Origin of the sequence: Methylovulum psychrotolerans (genome assembly GCF_002209385.1) — a bacterium.
Taxonomy (GTDB): Bacteria; Pseudomonadota; Gammaproteobacteria; order Methylococcales; family Methylomonadaceae; genus Methylovulum; species Methylovulum psychrotolerans.
The window spans coordinates 262,511-287,511 of sequence record NZ_CP022129.1 but is presented as its reverse complement, the minus strand read 5'-3'; the positions used below and the strand labels follow the sequence as shown (position 1 = coordinate 287,511).

General features: G+C 51.0%; 19 protein-coding genes. 10 read left to right on the top strand and 9 right to left on the bottom strand.

Annotation, left to right across the window (positions count from 1 at the left end; genetic code table 11):
* Window positions 1-7 precede the first annotated feature (7 nt).
* Genes CEK71_RS01245 through CEK71_RS01230 form a run of 4 tightly spaced genes read left to right on the top strand, consistent with a single transcriptional unit; the run spans window position 8 to window position 3,427 of the window.
* A complete protein-coding gene (locus tag CEK71_RS01245) occupies window positions 8-1,243 on the top strand; it encodes an STAS domain-containing protein (RefSeq protein ID WP_088617680.1) in 1,236 nt (411 codons plus the stop codon).
* Window positions 1,240-2,175, top strand: coding sequence for an ABC transporter permease (locus tag CEK71_RS01240; protein ID WP_088617679.1), 936 nt, complete (start codon window positions 1,240-1,242; stop codon window positions 2,173-2,175). The genes CEK71_RS01245 and CEK71_RS01240 overlap by 4 nt, the downstream gene beginning before the upstream one ends.
* Window positions 2,172-3,017: an ABC transporter ATP-binding protein gene (locus CEK71_RS01235; protein ID WP_198328410.1), complete on the top strand. Its 846-nt coding sequence runs from the start codon at window positions 2,172-2,174 to the stop codon at window positions 3,015-3,017. Before CEK71_RS01240 ends, CEK71_RS01235 begins: the two co-directional genes overlap by 4 nt.
* Window positions 3,018-3,040: 23 nt before the next feature.
* A complete protein-coding gene (locus tag CEK71_RS01230; RefSeq protein ID WP_088617678.1) occupies window positions 3,041-3,427 on the top strand; it encodes a response regulator transcription factor in 387 nt (128 codons plus the stop codon).
* A 64-nt stretch (window positions 3,428-3,491) separates the two neighbouring features.
* Here the strand turns inward: CEK71_RS01230 and CEK71_RS01225 are convergent, their stop codons facing one another.
* Window positions 3,492-3,914: a hypothetical protein gene (locus CEK71_RS01225; RefSeq protein WP_088617677.1), complete on the bottom strand. Its 423-nt coding sequence runs from the start codon at window positions 3,912-3,914 to the stop codon at window positions 3,492-3,494.
* Between the two features lie 944 nt (window positions 3,915-4,858).
* On the opposite strand from CEK71_RS01225, the gene CEK71_RS01220 reads away from it, so the two are divergent.
* The 6 genes from CEK71_RS01220 to cydX are packed head-to-tail and all read left to right on the top strand — an operon-like array spanning window position 4,859 to window position 8,929.
* On the top strand, window positions 4,859-5,290 hold the full coding sequence (locus CEK71_RS01220) for a phosphate-starvation-inducible protein PsiE (RefSeq protein ID WP_088617676.1): 432 nt from the start codon (window positions 4,859-4,861) through the stop codon (window positions 5,288-5,290).
* 32 nt (window positions 5,291-5,322) lie between these two features.
* Window positions 5,323-5,547 (top strand): cytochrome oxidase putative small subunit CydP, encoded by a 225-nt coding sequence (cydP, locus tag CEK71_RS01215; protein WP_088617675.1) that lies wholly within the window; start codon window positions 5,323-5,325, stop codon window positions 5,545-5,547.
* Entirely contained in the window at window positions 5,537-7,105 is a 1,569-nt protein-coding gene (locus CEK71_RS01210; RefSeq protein ID WP_088617674.1) for a cytochrome ubiquinol oxidase subunit I, read from the top strand. Before cydP ends, CEK71_RS01210 begins: the two co-directional genes overlap by 11 nt.
* Window positions 7,098-7,592, top strand: coding sequence for an aspartate carbamoyltransferase (locus tag CEK71_RS01205; protein ID WP_088617673.1), 495 nt, complete (start codon window positions 7,098-7,100; stop codon window positions 7,590-7,592). Before CEK71_RS01210 ends, CEK71_RS01205 begins: the two co-directional genes overlap by 8 nt.
* 28 nt (window positions 7,593-7,620) lie before the next feature.
* The gene (gene cydB, locus CEK71_RS01200) at window positions 7,621-8,760 is read left to right on the top strand and encodes a cytochrome d ubiquinol oxidase subunit II (RefSeq protein ID WP_088617672.1); all 1,140 of its coding nucleotides are present in this window, start codon (window positions 7,621-7,623) and stop codon (window positions 8,758-8,760) included.
* Between the two features lie 13 nt (window positions 8,761-8,773).
* Window positions 8,774-8,929: a cytochrome bd-I oxidase subunit CydX gene (gene cydX, locus CEK71_RS24055; protein WP_088617671.1), complete on the top strand. Its 156-nt coding sequence runs from the start codon at window positions 8,774-8,776 to the stop codon at window positions 8,927-8,929.
* Window positions 8,930-9,103: 174 nt separating this feature from the next.
* Here cydX and ppsA read toward each other — a convergent pair whose 3' ends face one another.
* The 8 genes from ppsA to CEK71_RS01155 form a co-directional block, all read right to left on the bottom strand.
* Window positions 9,104-11,521: a phosphoenolpyruvate synthase gene (gene ppsA / locus CEK71_RS01190; RefSeq protein WP_088617670.1), complete on the bottom strand. Its 2,418-nt coding sequence runs from the start codon at window positions 11,519-11,521 to the stop codon at window positions 9,104-9,106.
* 716 nt (window positions 11,522-12,237) lie between these two features.
* On the bottom strand, window positions 12,238-15,291 hold the full coding sequence (locus tag CEK71_RS01185; protein ID WP_088617669.1) for a tetratricopeptide repeat protein: 3,054 nt from the start codon (window positions 15,289-15,291) through the stop codon (window positions 12,238-12,240).
* A 142-nt stretch (window positions 15,292-15,433) separates the two neighbouring features.
* On the bottom strand, window positions 15,434-18,553 hold the full coding sequence (locus CEK71_RS01180) for an efflux RND transporter permease subunit (protein ID WP_088617668.1): 3,120 nt from the start codon (window positions 18,551-18,553) through the stop codon (window positions 15,434-15,436).
* Window positions 18,540-19,757: an efflux RND transporter periplasmic adaptor subunit gene (locus CEK71_RS01175; RefSeq protein WP_088617667.1), complete on the bottom strand. Its 1,218-nt coding sequence runs from the start codon at window positions 19,755-19,757 to the stop codon at window positions 18,540-18,542. Before CEK71_RS01175 ends, CEK71_RS01180 begins: the two co-directional genes overlap by 14 nt.
* 69 nt (window positions 19,758-19,826) lie before the next feature.
* Window positions 19,827-21,209, bottom strand: a complete 1,383-nt coding sequence (locus CEK71_RS01170; RefSeq protein ID WP_088617666.1) for an efflux transporter outer membrane subunit — start codon at window positions 21,207-21,209, stop codon at window positions 19,827-19,829.
* Between the two features lie 4 nt (window positions 21,210-21,213).
* Complete coding sequence (locus CEK71_RS01165) at window positions 21,214-21,543, bottom strand: ExbD/TolR family protein (RefSeq protein WP_232463732.1); 330 nt, start codon at window positions 21,541-21,543, stop codon at window positions 21,214-21,216.
* Between the two features lie 82 nt (window positions 21,544-21,625).
* Window positions 21,626-23,053, bottom strand: a complete 1,428-nt coding sequence (locus CEK71_RS01160) for a diaminobutyrate--2-oxoglutarate transaminase (protein ID WP_088617665.1) — start codon at window positions 23,051-23,053, stop codon at window positions 21,626-21,628.
* Between the two features lie 117 nt (window positions 23,054-23,170).
* Complete coding sequence (locus CEK71_RS01155) at window positions 23,171-24,907, bottom strand: cyclic peptide export ABC transporter (protein ID WP_088621455.1); 1,737 nt, start codon at window positions 24,905-24,907, stop codon at window positions 23,171-23,173.
* Window positions 24,908-25,001 lie beyond the last annotated feature (94 nt).

Genomic DNA, 25,001 nt, shown 5'->3' with positions numbered 1-25,001 from the left:
CAAGCCCATGGAAATTATTACCCAACTGGAAGGTGACGAAATGCACATCACCTTGCAAGGACGGCTTGATGCCGCTTGGAGCCAGTCGGTCAGCAAAACTTTGCAGGATATTATCCACGATGGTGCCCACCGTATTGCTTTGGACTTGGCGCAAGTCAGTTATCTGAGTTCAGCCGGCATCCGGGTGCTGGTGCTATTGGTCAAAAACCTGAAAACTATCGGCGGTAGCTTACGGCTTATTAACCCCTCCCCTACGGTCAGTGAGGTGCTGAAACTGGTCGGTTTTAACCAACTGTTGGATAGTACACCCGTAACAGTAGGTAGCCCCACACCTCATACGCCCTCCGCCATCCCTAGCCGCTCCTGCCGACAAAGCCACTTGGCAGGACAAGACTTTTCCGTCTATACCCTAGATGCCGCCGCCCAGCAGCACGGCACAGTGATAGGCTCCGCGCAGGCTTTAGCCCAACAGCCGCAGACTATCGCCGTCAGTGCAGACCATTGGGTAATCGGCTTAGGGAGCTTAGGGGCCGCCCATAATGCCGATCATGCTGGGGAATTGCTCGCCGTGGCGGGATTAGCCATCAGCTTACCCGGTAATGATCCCGAACATCCCGACTGGCTACAGCAAGAGGGCGGGCTACAGCCTGAAGTCAGTATTTGGCACGGCCTGCAAGCCAGCGGCCCGTTCCGTTATCTGTTACGGTTTGGCGAAACCCCGGCAACGCCGCCGATATGCCTGAGCGACTTGGCGCAAGCGGCATTAGAGGTCTGTGCTAGCCCCATTGTCTCATGGGTTTTGGTCGCTGAAACGGCCCATCTGATCGGCGCGGCCTTACAAGTGCCGCCAACACCTTTAGATGCGGACTTTTTTAGCTTTCCGGGTATCCGCGACCGTTTGTTGTTTACCGCCGAACCGGCGTATGCTGAAGAGACCTGCTTAATTGTTGGGGTGGTCGCGCGTAACCCCGCCTTACCATTAGCCGCCCAACTGCACCCCAGCGCCGAAGACAGCGATCTGTTTATGCACGTCCATGCCAGTGTCGTCCCCTTCACGCCAGTGCGCAAAGGTTTTGTTGAACTGTCCGAAAGCTTGGAGCGGTTGATGGACGCACAGACCCTACGCGGGGTATTGCATTTGCTCAATGATGACCGTGAAGGCATCGGGGCGGGCGAAAGCTATTTGCGGCGGGGCGCGTTATGGTGCGCCCCCGTCCATTTCAACGCTGAGGATTCCTTATGACATTATTAATAGGCGCGTTAACGCTAGGCATTATACTTGCCCTACTGGCTCTGGGCGTGTATGTCTCTTACCGCATTTTTGACATTGCCGACATTACCGTTGACGGCTCGCTGACCTTTGGCGCGGCGGTCGCCAGTGTCTTACTGGTCAGGCATGGTATCCACCCGCTCTGGGCGTGTTGTGCCGGATTTGCGGCCGGGGCAACAGCGGGCTTGGTCAGCGGCATCTTACAAACCCGTTTCCGCATCAATTCCTTACTGGCGGGCATCTTGGTGATGACGGCCCTGTACTCGGTCAACCTGCATGTCATGGGGCGCAGTAACATCCCTTTTTTAGGCACTGTTACTGTCGCCACTTACTGCGAACAATTAGGCGTTGCCTGGTTTGGCGCAGCCGAAACGGATTTATGGGGTTGGACAGTGTCCAGTGCCGACCTGACCATGCTGTTGCTGATGTTTGCCTTGGTCAGTTGTGTGGCCTTGGCCTTGTGGGCGTTTCTGCGCACCGACATCGGCACCGCCATGCGCGCCTCCGGTGATAACCCGCAAATGATCCGCGCCTTAGGCGGCAATGTCGAAAACTACCGTATCTTTGGGCTGGCGGTGGCGAATGGCCTGGTCGGCTTGGCAGGCGCCTTATGGGCGCAATACCAAAACTTTGCCGACGTACAAATGGGCATCGGTATGGTGGTCTGGGGTTTGGCGAGCGTCATTATCGGCGAAGCCTTAACGGGGGCAAGCAGTGTCGGGGTCGCCATTGTCGGCACGATTGTCGGTTCTATCCTGTTCCGGCAATTGGTGGCGATTGCCTTATCGTTCGGCCTTAACCCCAACGATCTGAAACTGGTGACGGCGGTGTTTGTATTCGCTGCCTTGATCTTACCTGATATGATGGGCAAGCTGAGCGCACGCAAACAGCCGGGGGTCGCATGAACACTAGCACCACCTTGGCCGCCGCCCCTTTGGTACGCTTAAGCCAAGTCTATAAAACTTTTCATGCGGGTACGGTTAATGAAGTCCGACCCATGCGCGGCATCAACCTTGACATTGCCGAAGGGGCTTTTGTCATCGTCTTAGGCGGCAACGGCTCCGGCAAGTCCACCCTGCTGAATGCCATTGCCGGCAGCTTTGCCATTGATGCCGGACGTATAGAACTGGATGGGCAAGATGTCAGCACTTGGCCGGAACACCGCCGTGCCGCCTTGATTGGTCGGGTATTCCAAAACCCGTTTTCCGGCACTGCCCCGAACATGTCGATCTTAGATAACTTCTCATTGGCGGCTAAACGCGGCAAATTCCGCGGTTTAAGTTGGGCGAATTCGCGGCAGTTGCGCGACGAATTACGCGACCGCGTCCGCGAACTGAAAATGGGCATGGAAGACCGTTTGGACAGCGCCATCGGCTCCTTGTCGGGTGGCCAACGCCAAGCTTTGACCTTATTGATGGCGACTTGGCTTAAACCCAGATTGTTACTGCTCGACGAACACACCGCCGCATTAGATCCCAAAAGCGCCGACCAAGTGATTGCCCTGACCGATAGAGTCATCCAACGCGAAGGCCTGACCACCCTGATGGTGACGCATTCCATGCAGCAAGCCGTCAATCTCGGCGACCGTATTATCATGATGCACCGTGGCAATGTCCTGCATGACTTTAGGGACGCGCAAAAACAACGGCTGCGCGTTGATGATCTGCTGGCGCATTTTGAAAACGTACGCCGCCGCGAATTGCTGGATGAAAGCGCGGCGGATATGCTACGCTCACGTTATCTTTGACTTTTACCTAACCCGATACGATTATGAACAAAAAAATCCTGATTACCGACGACGAACCCCATATCCGCATGTTGCTGGAACAAACCCTAGAAGACTTGGAAGATTACGATGTGGAGTTTTTCCTTGCCGAAAATGGTGAGGAAGCGTTGGCGATTATCGAAGAGGAACGCCCTGCCCTGGTTCTGTTAGACGTGATGATGCCGAAGATGAACGGCTTTGAAGTCTGCCGGATCGTCAAGCAAGACTGGGCATTAGATGACGTGTTTATTATTATGCTGACCGCCAAAGGCCAGGAATACGATAAGGAAAAAGGCAAAGAAGTCGGCGCTGATATGTACATTACCAAACCTTTCAACCCTGATGAGATTATGGCCCATGCGGTTAGGGTGTTGGGTATTGATATGGATTGAGGCAGTGCATATTCTTGGTAGGTAGTCATGTCGGACTATGCTGCATCTGCCGCCCTGAGTTTGGCTACTCAGGGCGGTTAGCCCAATCAGTAATCCAAGGTTCTTTGCACCACCTGATATTTTTGACTTCTTGTTCTTCTTCTAAAATACAGCATAAAGCTTTTAACAGAGATTTGGCGCATTCAATTTTAGGCTTATTCCTCCCAAATAAACGCTTAGTCTTAGCTTCAATGAAACATTGCCACTGTTTAGCTGAACTATTGCGATTTGAACAACATAGCCAAAACTCATCACCTGATTCAGTCAGATATTCAATAAACCAGCCCCAGTCTTCAGCGTTGGGATACGAAGTGACAATCCCATGGTCTGCCAATTTTCTTGAAAGCCAATAGGCGAGTTCCGCTCCATAGCAATGTGGATTAACCTGAGATTCATCAGGAAGGTAAGGGCTAAACAGCTCTGAATCAAATTCAACCGTTGATTGCATTACTTACTATGCCTAATGTTGTAGTAAGAGGTATACCACCCGAAAGCCTATAGCGAAGCCAAAGTTATGTAATTAAACGACACCGAATATTCAGCTAAAAAATGCCGCTTACCATTATTTTTAACAAACTTTCTACGAAGCCCAGAATGCGTCTAACATTAAGTTGGCATTCTAAAAAGATGCCGTTAAATATACCGAAATAGGTGCATAACATAAGGTAACTCCCATTCTTTGGGAAATATACTCCAAAAGCCTTTTGTTAACAATCTCTAGTTATACTCTGAACGGTCAAGTTTTCGGTTAATCCGTTCGTGGTGAGCCCGTCGAACCATGGGCGGATTAACCGTCCAGCCTTCGACAAGCTCAGGCCGAACGGTTAATCCTAAAACCGAAAACCTGACCGCTTAAAGTATATACACGCAAAAACTGCCTAACGAAACGTTGTTCTAAAAGCCCGGCGGCGACTGTCGTTTGTTTTTTTATGTCCAGCAAACACCATTTCTCTTCACAACTCTACAAGCAATCCCCCTCTCACCTTTTAAAAACATACCATTGTGTAAACGGGCAAGATATTGTTGATAATCCCAATGATGGCAACCTTAAAAATAATCTGTATGGCACTATGAAACAATAATCGCTAAGCGAGTTATATCGAAGACTAAGAGCGAATGGTTAACCCTTAACACGTTTCAAAATTGTTTCAATATGAAATATAAATGTTTCATTTTTTAGATCCGAAACATTTTAAAATCAAGCATTTTACCTTTCCTCCCAGCAAATAAGGACAAATCGCCCTTAAGCCTAAATTTGGCCTGTCAATTGCATTAGATGTTTGTAATATAGTGGCATAATGGCTAAAGTGAGTCAGCAACAGCGGCATTTTAATAAAAATAGACGCAGGTTGTTTTCTTTTACAATACCCTAGCCACTAAAATGAGGATACTATGAAACGACAACTACCGCTAAGCGAGCTTTGCGAAATTTATAAGGCGCGTATCGATATGGTGGGCAATTTGCTCATTGAGGCCTTCCATTATTTCGCGCTCTTTGTTATCGGGGCGAGTGTGATCTGGTCGGCGGTTGCCGCTTATGTGGGTATGGTCGCCCAGGGGCATACCACCATAGACGATATTTTGTTACTGTTTATTTATTTGGAATTGGGGGCGATGGTCGGGATTTATTTTCAGACCAATGCCATGCCAGTGCGCTGTCTGATTTATATCGCCATTACGGCATTATCCCGGTTATTGATCGCCGATATCCAGACCCACCACACAGAGGGCACAGAGATTTTGTTAATATCCGGCTCCATTTTATTGTTGGGTTTATCGACCTTAGTGATAGGCAAGCCTACCGATAAAGCCGACAAATCTTAAAAAACATCAATCCTTATTGCCAAGAAGCCAATATGCCTAACAATCCGCACCAATCGCCCAGTTTATTGCGCCGGGAAATAGCCTTGGCTCTGGCCGTCAAAATCATCTTACTGACGGGGCTTTGGTTTTTGATCTTCCGTTGGCAAGACCGCCCAGCGGCCAAGCCGGATATTGCCGTGCATTTTGCCTTACCCATTGCCCCAACGGCGGTGCCTTTTTCTTCACAACCCACACAGGAGTCCCGTCATGATCGGTGACGATATCGTTATGTTGTCCAGGCTGCAATTTGGCCTGACGGCCTTGTATCACTTTTTATTTGTGCCGCTAACCCTAGGCATGACGTTTATCCTTGGCATTATGGAATCGGTTTATGTGTTGACCGGACGTGAAGTATATAAGGATATGACCAAATTCTGGGGTAAGCTATTCGGCATCAATTTTGCTATGGGGGTAACCACGGGGCTGACGCTGGAGTTTCAGTTCGGTACCAATTGGGCGTATTACTCGCATTATGTCGGCGACATTTTTGGGCCGTTATTAGCCAGCGAAGGCTGGATGGCCTTCTTTTTGGAATCGACGTTTGTCGGCCTATTCTTCTTCGGTTGGGATAAATTGACAAAGGTGCAACACCTTATTGTAACTTGGCTGCTCGCGGTCGGCACTAGCTTGTCGGCATTATGGATTTTGATCGCTAACGGTTGGATGCAATATCCGGTGGGGGCAGAATTTAACTACGAAACGTTACGCATGGAAATGACCAGCTTTGCCGCAGTCATTTTAAATCCGGTGGCGCAGGTCAAATTTGTCCACACGGTAGCGGCGGGGTATGTCACGGGTTCGATGTTCGTGTTGGGCATCAGCTCTTGGTATTTGCTGAACAAGCGTGACATGGGCTTTGCCCGCCGTTCGTTTTCAATCGCTTCGGCTTTTGGTTTGGCCTCAATATTGTCTGTCATCGTACTCGGTGACGAAAGCGGCTATACCGAAGGCGAAACGCAAAAAATAAAACTCGCGGCGATTGAGGCGGAATGGCATACAGAACCGGCGCCGGCCAGTTTTACCCTATTCGGCTTTCCCAACCAAGACAAGCAAACCACCGATTATGCCATCAAAATTCCCTATCTGCTGGGCTTGATTGCCACCCGCTCCATTGATGAAGAAGTCAAAGGCTTACAAGAATTGCGCACGGAAAGTGTGGCACGGATCAAAAATGGCATGGTGGCTTACGCGGACTTGCAAAAACTGCGCAGTGGTGACCATAGCGATACCGCAAAACAACACTTTGCCGAACATAAGGCCGATTTGGGTTATGGCCTGTTGCTGAAAAAGTATACCGAAAACGTGGTGGATGCCGACTCTGTAATGATAGAAAAAGCCGCTAATGACAGTATCCCTAAAGTCGCGCCGCTGTTCTGGACATTCCGGGTTATGGTGGCCTGCGGTTTTACGATGCTGTTCGTGTTTGCTATGGCATTTTACTATTGTGCCACCCGTGTCGCCGACCAAAAACGCTGGCTGATGCGGTTGGCGGTCTGGTGCATCCCCTTGCCGTGGATTGCCGCCGAAACTGGCTGGTTCGTCGCCGAAGTGGGCCGCCAGCCGTGGACGATTTCCGGCGTATTGCCAACCCATCTGAGCGTGTCCAGTGTCAGTATCGGCCAATTGTGGTTCAGTATCGCGGGCTTTGCCTTGTTTTATACCGTGTTGCTGATTATCGAGATTTATCTGATGCTTAAATATGTCCGCCTAGGCCCCAGCAGCTTACATACCGGGCGTTATTATCATGAACAGACCAGCGGAGCCGTCCATGAATAAATTAATAGCCTACTGTTTAATCTCGTGTGCGTTTAGCACGGGTGTCTACGCGCTTGAACCCGCTTCCACCGAGCGGCTCGATACCGTTGCCGAACGCGGTAGCCATGTCATGCCGTTCAGTTTAGAAAAGACCCTGCATATTTTCAAGCCGACCGATAACGGCGGCATCCAGCAGGTGATTGCTAAAGAGGCGGGTGATAGCAGGCAAATTGCCTTGATCCGCCAACATCTGGCAGGACTTAGCGCACAGTTTGTTAAAGGCGATTTCTCCGGGCCGCAACGCATCCACGGCAATGACATGCCGGGCGTTAAAGAACTGAGTGCGGCAGCGGGGCGGGTGCATTTTGCTTATCAGGATTTGCCGGATGGCGGGCAAATTGCGTTTGTCAGCGATGAGCCTGGACTGATAGCCGCCATCCATGCCTATTTTACGGCGCAACTGAGCGACCATGCCCGCCATGTGCAACATCATGGCCATCAGCCATAACCCGGCCATTATTGACGAGGATTGAACTATGATTGATTATGAAGCTATCCGCCTGATCTGGTGGGTGTTTATCGGCGTTGTCGCGATTGCTTTTGCGGTCACGGAAGGCTTTGATTTTGGAGTCAGCACTTTATTGCCGTTACTGGGTAAGACCGATGTCGAGCGGCGCATTATTATCAATACGATCGGGCCAACGTGGGAAGGCAACCAAGTCTGGTTGATCTTGCTGGGCGGGGCAATATTCGCCATTTGGCCTGCCGTCTATGCGACGCTATTTTCGGGCTTGTACGCGGCGATGCTGTTGGTGCTGTTCGCTTTGTTCTTCCGCCCCGCCGGGTTCGATTACCGCAGCAAGATCAGTGATCCGCGCTGGCGTAACGCTTGGGATTGGGGCTTATTTGTGGGCGGGACGTTACCGCCGATTTTACTGGGGGTGCTGGTCGGCAATTTGCTGCTCGGCCTGCCCTTCCATCTCGACCAAGATTTACGGACATTTTACGACGGTTCGTTCTGGGAATTGCTAAGCCCATTCGCCTTGTTATGCGGCGTTGTCAGTTTATTGGCCAGCAGTTTTCATGGTGCGCTGTTCCTAAAATGGCGTACCGAAGGCATCGTCCATGAACGTGCTACCCAGGCATTGTCCTTATTAGCGCCGTTGCTGTTGGCAGGTCTGGCCGCCGTCATGCTGTGGGCGTTTATCGGCGTAGACCGCCCAGAAATAACACAAATGGCAGCGACCGACGCGCCGTCTAATCCGCTAAATAAAACCGTGATTGCGGCAGGCCCAGGCTGGTTACAGCACTTTTTGGCTTATCCCTTAATGATGCTGGCGCCGATATTGGGCTTTTTAGGACTGGCCTTAGCATGGCTGTTGGGTCGGGGCCCGACAACGATGGCGGCGTTTTTGTGCAGCAGTGTCGGGCTTGCCAGTATATTGCTGACGGTGGGTTTTGCTTTGTTTCCGTTCTTACTTATTTCTACGAGCGATCCCCGTTCCAGCCTGACGCTATGGGATGCCAGCGCCAGCCATACGACCTTATTGCTGTCATTTTGGATTACCGTTATTTTCTTGCCGATAGTCTTGCTTTACACACGTTGGGTTTACAAAGTGTTGTGGGGCAGCATCACCGAAGCGGCGATTGCCAAAGATTCACACACACTTTATTAAAAGGGGCGACATCATGTGGTACTTTACTTGGATACTCGGCGTTGGTTTCGCCGCCGCTTTTGCCATCATCAACGCCATGTGGCTGGAATCGGTGTGCGATATTGATAATCATGGCATTGACGCAGCTTGTGGAAACGTATCGGATGATACTGAGGAGCCCAAATCCTGATCTGGCAGGATCTGGGCTGACCGCTACTTTTTGCAAATACGTCATGCCGAAAGCCGCCATGTTATTGGGTTGCCATCCTTCGGGATGAAGCGTTTTTGGCTGTAACCGATAAATACCCTATTTAAGCTGGGCAGGTACAAACTGGGACTTACCCAGCTTGTACCTGCCTTATCTTTATCCCCTTCCTAAGCGTTGCTCCGTATCCAAGACCAATTGCGTCGTCTGCAATACGGTATCCGGGTTTAAGCTCATGGAGTCAATACCTATTTCCACCAGAAACTCCGCCATTTCAGGATAATCGGATGGGGCTTGCCCACACAGGCCGCAGTGGCGGTGGTTACGGTGCGCCCCTGTCACGGCCAAGCGGATCATTTCCTTAACGCCCGCGTCGCGCTCGTCAAAATCCTCGGCGACGATAGCGGAATCGCGGTCTACCCCCAGCGTCAATTGGGTCAGGTCGTTGGAGCCGATGGAGAAGCCGTCGAAGTGTTCGGAGAAGCCGTCAATTTGAATGACGTTATTGGGTATCTCGCACATCACATAAATTTCCAGCCCATTCTCGCCGCGCTTTAAGCCCAGTTCCGCCATATAGGCCAAGACCCGTTCGGCTTCTTGAATACGGCGGCAGAACGGGATCATTAATATCACATTGCTCAGCCCCATCTCTTCGCGCACCCGTTTCATGGCGGCACACTCCAAAGCAAAGCCTTCGGCATACGCGGGATGGCTGTAACGTGATGCGCCCCGGAAACCGATCATAGGGTTTTCTTCGTTAAACTCAAACCAGCGGCCTCCTAATAAGGTGGCATATTCATTGGTCTTAAAGTCCGACATGCGCACCACCACAGGCTTGGGGTAAAACGCGGCGGCAATGGTGGCTACCCCTTCGGAAAGGCGTTGGATAAAAAACTCGCTGGCGTTGGCGTAATTCTGGGTGAGCAATTGCAGTTGCTCCAGCTCATCAGCATCTTGCACCCGTTCAGGATGCAGCAAGGCCATAGGATGGGCTTTGATGTATTCGGTGATGATAAACTCCATCCGTGCCAAACCGACCCCGTCATTCGGCAGGAAGCTGGTCTTAAAGGCCAGTTCAGGGTTACCGATGTTCAGCATGATCTTGGTCTTCGGGTGTTTCAGGCCGGACAAATCGGTGGTTTTGATGTCAAAATCCAATATCCCCGCATACACCTTGCCGTTATCGCCTTCGGCACACGACACCGTCACAGGTGAGTTATTGCTTAAGGCCGTGGTGGCGTTGTCGCAACCGATAACCGCCGGAACCCCCAATTCGCGGGAGATAATCGCCGCGTGGCAAGTACGCCCGCCCCGGTTGGTGATAATCGCCGAGGCGATTTTCATAATCGGCTCCCAGTCCGGCGTGGTCATATCGGCGACCAGTACATCGCCTGCCTTAAAGCTACCCAGTTGGTTGACATGGTGAATGATACGCGCATTGCCCGTGGCAATCTTACTGCCGACTGCGTGGCCAGTGACGATGGCTTGGGCGTGGCCTTTTAGGACATATTGCTCCAAAATCATGCCGCGCAATTGCGACACCACCGTTTCGGGCCGTGCTTGGACGATGTACAGCTTACCGTCCAAACCGTCTTTTGCCCATTCCATATCCATCGGCTTATCATGGCCTGCCTTACGGCTATAATGCTGTTCGATTTTTAAGGCGTAATCGGCTAAGGTCAGTACGTCTGTGTCACTGAGGCAAAAGCGTTGCCGTTCCGCTTCCGAGGTGACAATATTGCGGGTCGGTTCGCGGGTGTTGCCGTCGCTATACACCATCTTAATTTTTTTCGCGCCTAAGGTGCGTTTCAGTACCGCCCTATAGCCTGCCCGGAAAGTCGGTTTATGGACGTAAAACTCATCCGGGTCTACCGCGCCTTGGACAACATTCTCACCCAAACCATAAGCGCCAGTGATGAACACCACATCGCTGAAACCGGATTCGGTATCTAAGGAAAACATCACGCCGCTGGCATCCAAGTCAGAGCGGATCATTTTCATAATGCCGATGGACAAGGCCAGTTTGAAATGGTCGAAGCCTTGGTCGATGCGGTAATGGATAGCCCGGTCAGTAAACAAGCTGGCAAAACAGCGTTTACAGGCTTCTAATAATGCCTGCTCACCGCGTATGTTTAAATAAGTGTCTTGCTGACCAGCAAAACTGGCGGTCGGCAAATCCTCAGCCGTCGCCGAACTGCGCACCGCGACGCTGGTATCTTCTTCGCCATATTGTTGTTGCAATTGCGCGTAGGCGGTCAGGATTTGTTGCACCAAATCATCGGGCAAGGGCGCGGCGTAAATGATCTCGCGGGCTTGGCGGGCGCGTTTGGCAAGATCGTTGACATCATCGGGGTTTAACGCATCCAAAGCCTGATGCAATGCTGTCCAGCTATCGTTTTGTTCCAACACATAACGGTAAGCCTCGGCCGTGATGGCAAAGCCATTGGGGATTAAAATGCCTTGTGGGGTCAGTTCTTGGTACATTTCCCCTAACGAAGCGTTTTTACCGCCTACTAAAGGGATGTCGTCGATAGTCAGTTCATTGAACCAACGGATGTAATTGATGGTTTTGCTCATGGTGCTTTCCTGTTATTCGTTTTTATAGATGGGCTTTGTGGGGGATGCCGACAAGCCTATTTTTTTATAGACAGAGAATGATCCGATAGCTTTTTGCTGATGTTTAATGCGCGTAGGGTGTGTGGTTGTCCGGTTGGTGTGTGTTTAGCCCTAAAAAGTGTATCTAGTAGATACACTTTTTAGGGGTTTGTAGGGTTGCTTTTTACGCTGATGGAATAGTATCACCCATACGAATTATGGCGACTATAACCAATAATCCCCCCATACATATTCACCCTATCTTAAAAAGTGTATCTACTAGATACACTTTTCTACCTTCTTATGCTCTCCTTAATAAGGATATGATGATATACCTACAACCCCCTTATATTACGCCGTAATTTTTCGCAATGAAAGCAGATAATCTGCTTTTCGTTTAGGGTAAAAAGTGTATCTAGTAGATACACTTTTTTGACCGTTCCAGCCCTTCTAAATTCCCTAACTTATTTGTGATTATTTAATCAGCGGCAATCTGCCTGTGGTGTGGGTGCAAGTACAAATCCTATAACGGCTTTTGTACTTGCCTTTATCAAAGGACAGATATTGATTACGGATCAGGTAGCGCAGCCATAAAAAGTGTATCTAGTAGATACACTTTTTATGGCTACCGCCCAATTTTTTGTAAAAACAGACCGGATAAATTAGAGGCCATTTTCTTAGGAGAAAATGGTTTATGCTTATCCGCTTTCCAGTCGTCCATTAACCCAAGCCAGATTATTTTGAAACTCCACATAAAGCGGCGACTTGGCTACTAATTCCGCCGATAGGGTTTGAGCTTGCCGATAATAGCCCAAGGCTAAGGGGAGATTGCCCTGTTGTTCATAATGTTGGCCTAAAAAAACGAGGGCAGAGGCTAGGCCGTTGGTAAAGCCCAGATGGTCGGGGGCGGCGGCATGGAGTTCCTGTACCAGGCGGTGGTAGTCTTGATACCAGCGCAAGGCCTGTTGCAGGTCGCCCAGCGTGGCGTGGGTGGTGCCTAACTTTTGGCAGGCAACCGCCAAGCTGTTTTTAAAGCCCAGATGGCCGGGGGCGGCGGCATGGAGTTCCTGTACCAGGCGGTGGTAGTCTTCGTAACAGCGCAAGGCCTGTTGCAGGTCGTCCAGCGTGGTGTGGGCGATGCCTAAGTATTGGCAGGCAATCGCCAAGCCATTTTTAAAGTCCAGATGGCCGGGGGCGGCGGCATGGAGTTCCTGTTCCAGGCGATGGTATTCTTCGTACCAGTGCAAGGCCTGTTGCAGGTCGCCCAGTTTGGTGTGGGTGTCGCCTAATTTTGAGCAGGCAACCGCCAAGTTGTTTTTAAAGCCCAGATGGCCGGGGGCGGCGGCATGGAGTTCCTGTTCCAGGCAGTGGTAGTCTTCGTAACAGCGCAAGGCCTGTTGCAGGTCGCCCAGCGTGGTGTGGGTGATGCCTAAGTGTTGGCAAGCAACCGCCAAGCCGTTTTTAAAGTCCAGATGGCCGGGGGCGGCGGCATGGAGTTCCTGTGACAGTCTGTAGTCTTCTTCACACCAGTGCAAGGCCTGTCTTAGGTCGCCAAGCATGTTGTGGACACTGCCTAAGTATTGGCAAGCAACCGCCAGACTGCTTTTAATGCTTAGGTTATTCGGCTCACACTCGTGGAGCGTAGCCATAAATGTATGGTATTCCGTAAAAGCCCTTAAAGCCTTGTCCATGTTGCCAGTGGTCAAGTGGTAGCGGCCTATGCGTTCGTGTAACACGGCAAGACTGCGATCCCCCGGCAACCCAGTCGTGACGGTTTCGGCATGGCGGCAGTAAGCCGCCGCGTCCGCGTAGCTGGCGTTGAGTAAATGCCCACTGTCAGCTTCATAATCCAGCTTGTCTATCAGCTTAACGACCAAGCCCGCACAATAACCCTGCAAGCGTTCCGCGTTTTTATGGCGGGTAATTTCCTGCACCACGGGGCTGGATTTGTAGTGGCTTATTCCATTTTGGATACTGTTTTCCAACCAGCCGCGTACCGCCAAGCCACTGAGAGTGTCGGAGAAGATTTCTTCATCATCTTCAGGGCTTAACAGCAAGTCTGCCAAATCGCCATAAGCCCAGTTTTCCGCTGGCAACACCGCCAGATTACAAAGCAACCATTGTTCCACCTTGCTGAGCGGTGTTATCTGTTCCAACTCATCATACAGGGCGGCGATGATGGCGGTGGGGTTGGCGACCTGTAAGGCGGGCAACGCGCCTTTGCCCATGACCTTAACCGTTTTGGTTTTCGCCAACTGCAACAGCCCGCGCTGTTGTAAATCCGCCAGCAACTGGCTAAGCGGATAAAACACCTTGTTGGCGTTCACCGCTGCCAAGTTCTTCGCCAACAGCTCAAGCACCAGCGTGTTGCCGCCCACCGCTTGATAAATGCCAAAAAACAGCCCGTCATCTGCTGTCCGGTGCTGCGGGTAATGGCTGTTAAATACGCGTAAGGCCACATCTTCCGGCAAGGCTTTAATCGGATAATAGCCCGCGCCGTTAAAGCCGTTCAGGCGGCTGGTAAGCAAAATATGGCAGTTGGTGCAAGCATGTAAAAAGCCCCAGTGTTGCGCCAATTCATCGGCATTATTGGCATTGTCGATAATCAGCAAACAGGGCGCGGTGAGGTTGGCGACGGCGGTTTGCAGCACCTCCAAGCGTTGCGCCGTGAGCATGGTATCGGGGAAGTTCACCTGCAAAGGCAAGGCCAACATCAGCAAAGCATCGTCCAAGCGGCTGGGGGCATACAGCCAAGCGGTGTGGGCGTAATGGCCTTGGTAGCTTTGCCAATACTTCGCCGCCAACGAAGTTTTGCCGATACCGCCCTGGCCGTTGACCAATAGCAAGGGCTGGCTGTTTGCTTCCAGCTTGGCGCGTATCGCCAATAAATCTTCCTCGCGGCCTTGGAACACGTCGGGGATGAACGGCGTGGTGGTCAGGTGGCGGGGGAGAGATTTTTCCGCATAGTGGATGTGGGTTTCGTGATAAGTGCTGTTGTTGCCCAGATTGATTTGCCGCCCTATTTGGGTTTGATTGCAGAGTATGGTATTGCCCGCGCCATCCTTTAGCCTGTCTTGCGCCGAAGCTATCAGCGTAAAGTCCGCATTTGCCAAGTGCGCCACTATCGCCTCGCGGTCTAATGGCCGATGCCAATAGTCTTCACAACAAGCGCGTAGGCTGGCAACAATAGCCTGTTCATTGCCTGATACTAAGGTTGCCGCCAGTGCTTTAACCAACTCCAACAGCGTATCTTCGCTGAGGGTTTCAACCCTAACGCACCGCAAACACGCATAAACCCGTTCATCAGGCATATCCCAATAAGCACACAGTTGGGCAAATGCGGTCGAATGCACCTCCGCATCTAAGGCAAACGTCTTAAAGGCATCATAGTCAGCAGCGGTTACTGCCCGCCCGCACAGTTCGGGTAAGTTAGCGACAGAGTCTTGAGAAATAAACCGAAACTGCGCGGCTTCATCCTTACTGAGTTTCGCCTTGGCAGCAGCCAATACCCCTTTAGCATTTAACTCCGGCAGTTTCCAATGCCCTGCCGAGCCGTTTTGGCGTTTGACTTGGTGGTATTCGCTACCGCTGTTTGTTTCCAGTTTAAATTCGACACCATCGCCTTCATCGCCCAATGGCTCTAAGATAATGCCAGTTGCTTCGCCTTTGAGTATGCGCAATAAACAGTACACCGTCCATAACGCTTCATAATAATTGCCCATTTTATCAGCACCACCACCCGGATAGGGCATAAACACTCCTCTATTATTAGCTAACCGCTTTCACCCCTATTAGAATGATAAAGACTTAAGCAATAAAGGTCTATCTTAAATGGCAATGTTACCGTTGATTGTTGAAAACGCCTCAAAGCGGCATTGAGCAGCCGCTGCGAGGTCAACGCCCGTAAATAGTTGTAGCAGAACCGACTGCATAACACACCGGGGTCAATATCAAGCTTGCCGCCATGCCTAACAATAATCCTGCGGACAACGACAGGGTCATCGGAATTAAAAATTGCGCTTGGGGGCTGGTTTCCATCAAGGTCGGCAGGAATCCGACGAAATTGGTCAGGAACGCCAGTAAGATAGGACGGAAGCGTGATGTGCAAGCCTCGATAATCTGTTCAGTGAGTGGGCGGTCAGGGTCATCATGTTCCCTAATGCTATCCAGCAACACCAAGCTATCGTTAATGACCACACCACTGGCGGCAATCATGCCTACCAAAGATTCCATCGACAACGGCAACCCCAACAAGCCATGCGCCAATATCCCGCCGCTCCAAGCCACAGGGGCGGCAAGCAGAAAAATCAACGGTTTTACATAAGACCGGAACGGCACGGCAATCAGTGCGTAAATCACAAATAAAGCGATTAAGGTGTTGCGGCCTAGCGATGCCGTGGTGGCTTCCTGTTCTTGACGGTTTTGCCCCAGTTCCACGTTTAGCCCCGGATAATTTTGTTGGAATTTAGGCAAAACACGATTTTTTATGTCGGTATAAATGGCGTTGACATCCGCTTCTTTAGGGTCAACCCGTGCTTGTACTTTCAACACCCGCTGGCGATTTTGGCGGATCAGTTTGGCATAACCTGGCGTTTGGCTTAATTCCGCCAAGGTTCCCAAAGGGGCGGACGCGCCTTCAGCAATCCGTATCGGCAGAACTTTTAAGTGCTCTATCGTCCGGCGTTCGGCAAGCGGTAGCCGTACCATCACTTTCACCTCACTGCGCCCACGTTGTAGCCTTTGCACTTCTTCGCCGTAATAGGCCCCGTGCACTTGTTCGGCTAAATCTTCCAAACGTAACCCTAGGCGCTCGGCGGTAGGTTTTAGCTTGAGCTGCAATTCCGGTTTGCCGGGTTCGGCGGAATCAATGACATCGGCAACGCCTTGATAGGCGGCAAGTTGCTGTTTGAACGGTTCGGTAGCCGCCGCCAAAACAGCCGGGTCGGTTGCACCCAAATCAAATTCCAAGTCATAAGGCACATCACCTTCTTTGTATAAAAAGTCGATTTTGCCCCGTCCCACGTCGCCAACACGCCGCCGCCATTCACGGATAAAATCTTCAACGACGATGTGTTGCCTGCCCAACGCGGAAAATTCCGTCCAAAATCCTGCCTGACTTGCCCATATCATGGTTTCTAAACCAGCAATGACACTTGTTTCTCCGGCTTGCCCAGATGCCAAACCATGTTGTTGGCGTTGCTTGGCATCGAGTTCATCACGCAAGGAAAAAAACGCCTGCTCCACCCGTTTTGCTAGGGTTTTGACTTCACTGTACGGTGCGCCTTCGGGAACGGTCAGGTTGACCCAAAAACTGTCCAGTGTGACATCAGGTTGCAAGGATTGGCGGACACGGTTACTGCCGACCAATGCCCCGCTGACCAACAACAGTAATATGAAACAAGCAATCGTCAGATAACGCCATGCCAGTGCGGTTTCCAAAAAAGGCCGATAGGCATACTGGACAAAGTGATCCAAACCCTGATTGAGTTTATCGCGTAAACGGTCTAAGCGGGACGCTTGGGTGGGCATGGGCGAGGGGGCTGACAAATGTGCGGGCAGGATCAGCATGGCTTCAATCAGCGAAAACGCTAATGTCAGGATCATCACCATGCAAATGGGGCGCATCATTTGCCCAAACCAACCGGACAGGAACAGGCCGGGCAGAAATGCCACTAAAGCTACCAGCACTGCCAAGGTTACGGGAACAGCGACTTCTTGGACACCACGGATGGCGGCATTTAAGTTGGAGGTTTTGTTTTGGCTTTGTTGGCTGTGGATGCTGTCGCCAATAATAATGGCATCATCCACCAAAACGCCCATCGCCAACAAAAAGCCAAACAGCGATAACATATTTAACGACACATCGAATAAGGGCATCAGCCACAACGCCCCCAATATTGAGGTTAAAATGCCCATACCTGCCCACAACGCCACTTTCAGGCGCAAAAATAAAGTCAACACCAGACATACCAGCACAAAGCCGCTCAGGCCGTCTTCAATTAAGGTGCTGATACGTTCTTGGTAAGCTTGGGAATCATCCCACCAAGTTTTCAACGTCAAGCCTTCGGGGAGATGCTTTTGCATGTCTTTGATTGCGGCATTGACACGTTGGGCAACCACAACGCTGTCACGTTCGGCATGGACTGCCCAGCCTTGTGCCGTTTCACCGTTGTGGTACCATTCAAACTGCAATTCTGCCAAACTGTCCGTAACGGTGGCGACATCGCCCAACAAGATATGCGAACCGTCGGCTTGGCTACGCAACACCAACGCCGCCAACGCCGCCGCGTTGCTGGCTTTGCCGTTGATCTTCAACAGTACTTCCCCCGCCGGATTTTTGACGACACCCGCCGGCAAATCCAGTGATGCACGGCGCAGGGCGGCAGCAATATCACTTAAGGCCAAATGGTATTGTTGCAGTTTGGCCGATGACACTTCAATGGCTATTTCATAGGGAACCTCACCATAATTGACCACCTTGCTCACGCCCGGAACGGTGGTCAATTGTTGTTGGATGTATTCACCGTAACGTTTCAACGCCAAGCTATCGGTAGCCCCATGCAAAGCCACCCAAATCAGGCCATCATCTTCTTCACGGGCGGCGGCTTTCACGCTGATTTTTTCCAAGCCTTTAGGTAGCCGCGAAATAGTTTGGATACGGCCATTCAAGGCGTTCATCAGTTGTAACTTATCGTAATCGGGTAACACCGCGACTTTGATCAGGCATTCGCCTTGGGTGATTTCGGTATTGATGCGTTTGATACCCTGGACATCAAAAATGACCTCTTCAATGCGGATACAGACCGCGCTTTCTATTTCCAAAGGCCCAGCACCTGGATAAAGCGCTTTGATTTCGATTTGTTGCGGGCTAAAGCGCGGGAACACTTCAGTATCCAGCCGTGTATAACTGGACACGCCACCGACTAAAATCAGCAGCATCAGCAAATTGGCGGCAACCGGATTACTGGCGAACCACGCTAAAATACCTGTAGGATCTGATTTAGGAAGGGTCATGGTTTACTGTATTGGGGGATGCCGCTTGCATCTTTTCGGTTGCGCCATCCAGCCGGACGTGCATCCCCATGATGGGGACTTGGAGGCCGGAGGTGACAATTTGATCGCCTGCCTTAAGCCCACCCACAACCAATATCCGTTGCGTTTCTTGCCGCAAAATAGCAACTTTCTGTTTGTGCAACTGCTGTTGGGCATCGACCAACCAAACTTCTTGATCGCTATTGATAGCCGTTGGCGGCAATACAAACACATTCTGGTAAGTGTGGCCGTGAATGGCGGCTTGTACAAACAAGCCGACAAGCAATGGGGTTTGCCCCGCGTATTGTGCATAAGGTTCGCTGACTTGGGCAATGGCATATAATTGCCCATTAGCCTCATCGACAACGCCTTCGGTACGGACGATACGCCCTTCCCACGTTGCTGTGCGTCCGGCTAACTGGGCGGTCAAGCTAAGCGTCGGTAATGTGGCCGCCGTTTGTTCCCGTTTAGGTTTGCCTAACGGTAAATCGATAAAGGCCAGTTCATCCATAGCTATCGGTAGACGGATTTCGGCAATGTCGGTGGCATATAGCCGTGCCAGTTTTTCCCCAGGTTGGACAAATTGCCCCAAACCACTGAGTTTTTCCTTAACCCGCCCGGCAAAAGGTGCGCGTAATTCGCAGCGGCTACGTTTAAGCCGCGCTTTTGCCAAATCGGCCTCGGCGGCTTGCAGTTTCGTCCGTGCTTCCGCCAATTGCGGTTCACGCATCGCCAACGGTGTGGGCTGGCCTTCGCCTAACGTTTTCCATTCGTTCCGCGCTTGCACGGCTTGTGCCTGTTCGGCGATCAACAGGCGTTGGGCTTCGGCAATACGGGCTTGCGCTTCGGTAACGGCGTAATCATAATCACGCGGCTCTATGGCAATGAGCAATTCGTTTTTGGCAAAAAAGCCGCCTGCATTCAATTCTGGATGGACAAAAATAATTTTTCCGGACACTTCCGGGACTAAATCAATTTCCGTGCGCGGCCTGACTACACCCTGTGTTTGTACATCCAAACGCACGGTTTCCGGCATGACGGTCAACGTACTTACCAACGGTGGTTCGCTGATACGGGTTTGCGTAGGCATGGCAGGTTGGTAAACCAATAACCTCCAAACGGCGGCGATACCTAGCAAAAGTACGGCAATGGGCAAGAGAATTTTTAGCTGTTTGACAGTACCCATCAAGCGCTCCAAATGCCGGGTGATCTGCTAGCGCGTAGTGCCTTACTGGCAAAAACGATGCGGTTAATTTCAATTGATAGCATCCACATCCCCACCTAAAGCCAAATATAAGTTGATCCGGTTGTTCAATAATTGCCGCTGTACGGCAAGATGTGCACTCTGGGCTTCTAAGGTACTGCGGTAACTGTCCAACAAAGTGAGGATTTGGATCAGTCCTTGCCGATAAGAATAGATTGCCAATTTACGGCTTTCTTGGGTTTGAGCCACGGCTTCGCGCAAGGATTGTTCTTGTTTTTGTAACCATTGTTCCGCCGCTAATGCCTGTTCAACTTCGCGGAAGGCATTTAGGGCCGTGCTGCGGTAATTGTTGAGGGCTTCTGTGACCAGAGCTTTTTGCAAATAAATGCCGCTTTGCAAGCGTCCGCCAGTGAACAGCGGCTGGGTCAGACCCGCCGCCAGATTCCAGGCGGCGGCGTGCGGGCCGATGATTTCCGCTAATGCCGGACTTGCCGAACCGCCGCTGGCTGTTAATGTCAGGCGCGGCAATAATGCCCGTTGTGCACTGGACAGGCGGGCATCCGCCGAGCGCAGACGGGCAAATGCCGCCACAAGGTCAGGCCGCCGTACCAATAATTGCGCGGGCAACCCTTCCGCTAAGTTGGCGGGCGGTGCGGGCAATTGTGTTGTCGCCAAGGTCTTGCCTTCGGGATAGTGGCCGAGCAACGTTTCTAGCCTACGCGTGATGGTTTGCACTTGGTTACGCGCATCGGCAAGCCGGGCTTGGGCATTGGCTAAATCGGTCAACACCAAACGCACGTCCAGACCACGGGTCAGGCCCAGATTAAAACGTCCGCGCACCAAATCGCCAATAGCCTGACGGTCGCTGACGGATTGTTCGGCGACTTGTACCTGACGTTTGGCCTCGACCAATTCAAAATACGTTTGTGCGGTTCGCGCCGCTAAAGACAACCGGGCACCCCGCAAGTCGGCGACAGCCGCCTCGGCATCGTGTTGGGCGGCCTGTTGTGAAGAACGGATACGTCCCCATAAGTCAATTTCCCAACTGAGGTCAAACAAGGCGGAAAATTCAGAAAACCGCCCGGAAACCACATCATTGTTGTTCTGGTAACTGGGGGAAAATGACAGTTGCGGCAACCGCCCGGCCCCTGCAAGCGCTGCCGATGCCCGCGCGGCTTGCACCCGCGCCGCCGCCGCTTGCAAATCATAATTTTGGCTTAATCCGGTATGCACCAAGGCTGTCAGTAAGGGGTCGGCAAAGCTGCTTAACCAATGCGGTATAGCTTCAGATGTGTCGGAATTTGGCGTTTGCCAAGATGCAGGCAAGCTAATACCGCTGGCTTTAGCATCGCGTTTAGGTAAATCCTGACAACCCGGCAACATCAGAATAAGCACAAAAAATGCTAACCATAAAGGTTGATAGACCGTTTTCATCAGGCTAGCGCAGCATTGTCACAAACGATAATTTACCAATACCCGAACGCTGTGCGCTCGCCATCACTTTGGCCACAACATCAAGCATAGCGGTACGGTCGGCTTGCAATTGCAGCTTAATTTCCGGATCTTGTTCCTGCAAGGGCTTCAATTCGGCTTCCAACAAGGCTGCCAAAGCCACCGCACGTTCGTCCGATAAAGCTCGCCCGTCAACCGTCACACTTAACATCACGGCGTGCCGGTCTGGAGCCGGTTCGGTCTGTTCGGTTTTCGGCAGCTTAAGCCGACTAGTTGTGTCAATGAAGGTGCGGTGACGATGTGCATGATTCCCCAAACGCTGCCGAACAGCCATAGCGGCAAAAGGTAAACGTTAAGTCTCGGCTTGGGAGATGTTAATAAAAAAACTTTCATTTTTTTCAGTGCTGTACGGCCCGAATCGCTTCGGAGAAAATAGTGCCTATCTGGTCGATTTGCTCGCTTGTCACGATCAAAGGCGGTAGAAGCCGTACCACGCTACCTTGGCGGCCTCCCAATTCCACAATCAAGCCGCGTTTTAGGCATTCCATTTGGATACGGACAGCCAGTTGCCGGTTGGGGGGATAGATACCGAGCGCATCGGGCACTGCCACCGGATTGACGATCTCAATGCCAATCATCAATCCGCGCCCTCTGATGTCGCCGATTTGCGGTTTATTTTTCTGAATATTTTGGAGTATGCCCATCAACCGTATACCCATTTCATGGGCATGCAGTTCCAGCCTATGGGATTTTACATACTGGAGCGTCGCCGTTCCGGTAGCCATCGCTAGTTGATTGCCGCGAAAAGTACCTGCATGGGCACCAGGTTGCCAATGATCCAAATCTTTGTGGTACATGACCACACTTAACGGTAAGCCTCCGCCTATCGCTTTTGACAGCACCAAGATGTCCGGTTGGATACCGGCATGTTCGAAAGCATACATACAGCCAGTCCGGCCGACACCGGTTTGCACTTCATCGATAATCAGCGGAATCCCCCGTTCTTTGGTCATTCGGCGAATTTCCCGCAGCCATTCGTCCGGTGCCGGAATAACCCCTCCCTCTCCTTGTACGGCTTCCAAAATCATGGCTGCTGGCGGGGTGATGCCGCTGTTGCTGTCATCTAAGAGCCGTTCGATATAGGCAAGGGAAGCCCGCCAGCCTATTTCACCACCCAACATGAAAGGACAGCGGTAAACATAGGGGAATGGGAGAAAATGCACATCCGACATCAACCCAGATATGTGCAATTTGGGGGCAATCTCGCCAGTCAATGCTAATGCGCCGTGTGTCATACCATGATAAGCGCCATGAAAAGCCAAAACTGACCGCCTGCCGGTAGCTGTTTTCGCCAACTTAATGGCCGCCTCGATGGCATCGGCACCTGTCGGGCCGCAAAACTGGATGCGGGCTTGGGAGGCAAAAGCTTTAGGTAAGCTGGCAAACAACTCTTCGACAAACAGATCCTTGACCGGTGTCGTCAAATCCAAGGTCTGGAAGGGTATGCCCTCCGCTAAAGTCCGTCGGATAGCTTCCACAATAACAGGATGATGGTGTCCTAAAGCTAAAGCCCCCGCCCCGGCCAAGCAATCCATATACTGACGGCCATCCATATCTTCAACAAAAATGCCGTCCGCCCGGCGAATGGCAATGGGGATACGGCGGGGATAACTTCTGGCATTCGATTCAACCCCCGCTTGGCGGTCAAGGTAATAGTTATTACCCTGCGTCTCAACAACAACCGATTCTTCATCAATAAGCGGGTGCAATAACGCCCCTCTATCGAAAGCATAGCCCGTTTCGGATTGAATAACTTCTTGTGCCATGATGATATCTCCACATTATTTTTAAATTATTGCCCTTTTGAAGGTTAGGGCATCTTATATTCATACGATCAACAAGTCTGCTAATCCAGATTAGCCAAAAAGTGCGGTTTGCCGGATTTAGTTTGACACTATTGGCGCATCTCCTGTTAAGCCTTCTTCGGCTCTCTCATATATAGGGCTTTCGGCCACGATTGCTTTTAATGCCCCATCCTCAATTTTCAAACATCGGTCGGCCATATAAAAGTAATGGTCATCGTGTGAAATCACTATCACCGTTTTGCCTTTAGCTTTTAGTAGGGGCAGTAGTTCCGTATAAAATATTTTCTTGAATATCGGATCTTGGTCGGCCGCCCATTCATCGAACAGATAAAAGGGGCGATCCTCCAGATAAGCGACCAACAATGCTAGCCGCTTCCGTTGGCCTTGAGATAGATCCAGTGTCGAAAATTCTCCGTTTTCGATACTGACTTTATGATCTAATTGCAATCTGGCTAAATACACACGCGCTTCCGTATCCAACTCTTTGCCTTGAAAACCCAATAGGCTATCGAATAGGTAAAAATCGGAAAAAACGGCTGAAAACTGCTGGCGGTAGCTTTCTCGGTTAGTTTCGCTAATACGCTGCCCACCTAAGCGAATCTCCCCTTGCTCTGGCACATAAAGTCCAACCAATAACAACGCCAGTGTCGTTTTGCCGCTACCGTTGCCACCGATAAGAAAAACCACTTCGCCGGGTTGTAAGGTCAAATCCAAGGGGCCTAAGGTAAAAGGGCGGTCTTCGCCTTCCCGGCGGTAACGGTGGGTTACGCCGTTGAGCATCAAAACTTCCGGATCGGCAAAAGACAATGACCCGCTTGTCTCGGCTGATTCAGGTTCACAAGAATCCCACGTTAAAGCCTCAATCTTCTTTAAGGCAATACTGCCCCTGACCCAAACGGGCACCCCGTCCATTAAGGTTGCTAAAGGAAACATCATATAGAGAATGGTCAAACAATAGCCGCGTACAATTTCTGGGGTCATGTCCGGCCAAGCGGGCAATTTAACTACATCCAGACAGGCAAGCGTAGACAATCCAGCGACAGCTTCCCGGATATTCGGCAACAGAAAAAGTGCTGTACCAATCAGCAGATAAAATAAAATGTTGCCCCAATTACCCGCCAGAATGTAAAAACCGTTACCTTGCAGATAATGCTGCCGATAATTTTTTGCCGCCACTTCCAAGCGGTCAGTCAAAAAGGCATTGCGCCGTAACTCGTGCAGCTTCAACTCTTTCATTCCTTGCGTCAGGCTACGAAAATGCCCGTATAGCTTATCGTCAGATTCCCGAGCCATGCTTAACCTATGCTGGGCATGACTTTCGACTAACTGAATACCACCTATCCCCACAATGATCGCCAATATCACGATAACCAGCAAAGTACCTGACAACCAGCCCAAATAGAGTAGGCATCCCCCAATAATTGCGGCATTTACACACAGCATCGGCAGCCATTGGAATGCTTCCGCAAAAGTGGCGATATCCTGGGTTAGGCAAGCCAAGATTCGAGCCGGCCCAATAGCCTGCAAATGTGGAAAAGAAGTCCGCAAAATCTGTCGGCTCAGTTTCAGACGCAAATTGAAAATGACATTCTGACCCAGTCGCATCAATAAAAAAGCCGAGCCAATCCGAGCCAGAAACAACAATGCACACAATTCGGCAAACAACTTGCCCAATTGCGGCAAAGTACTTTGTTTGCCGTCCAGAGCCATATTAATGACAGCTATCAAACCAGCACCAGACAAGCCAGCCAGCAAGCCGGAACTCATTGAGAAAATCAAAAGCCAGCCTGAATTACGCAGTAAAAAAAACATCATACGGTTAGCCATCCTCTGCTAATACCGAAACTCCGGCTTGGGTATCCGATTAGGAAAACCCTAGTTTCATATTTGACGAATCTAATCCGTCTTA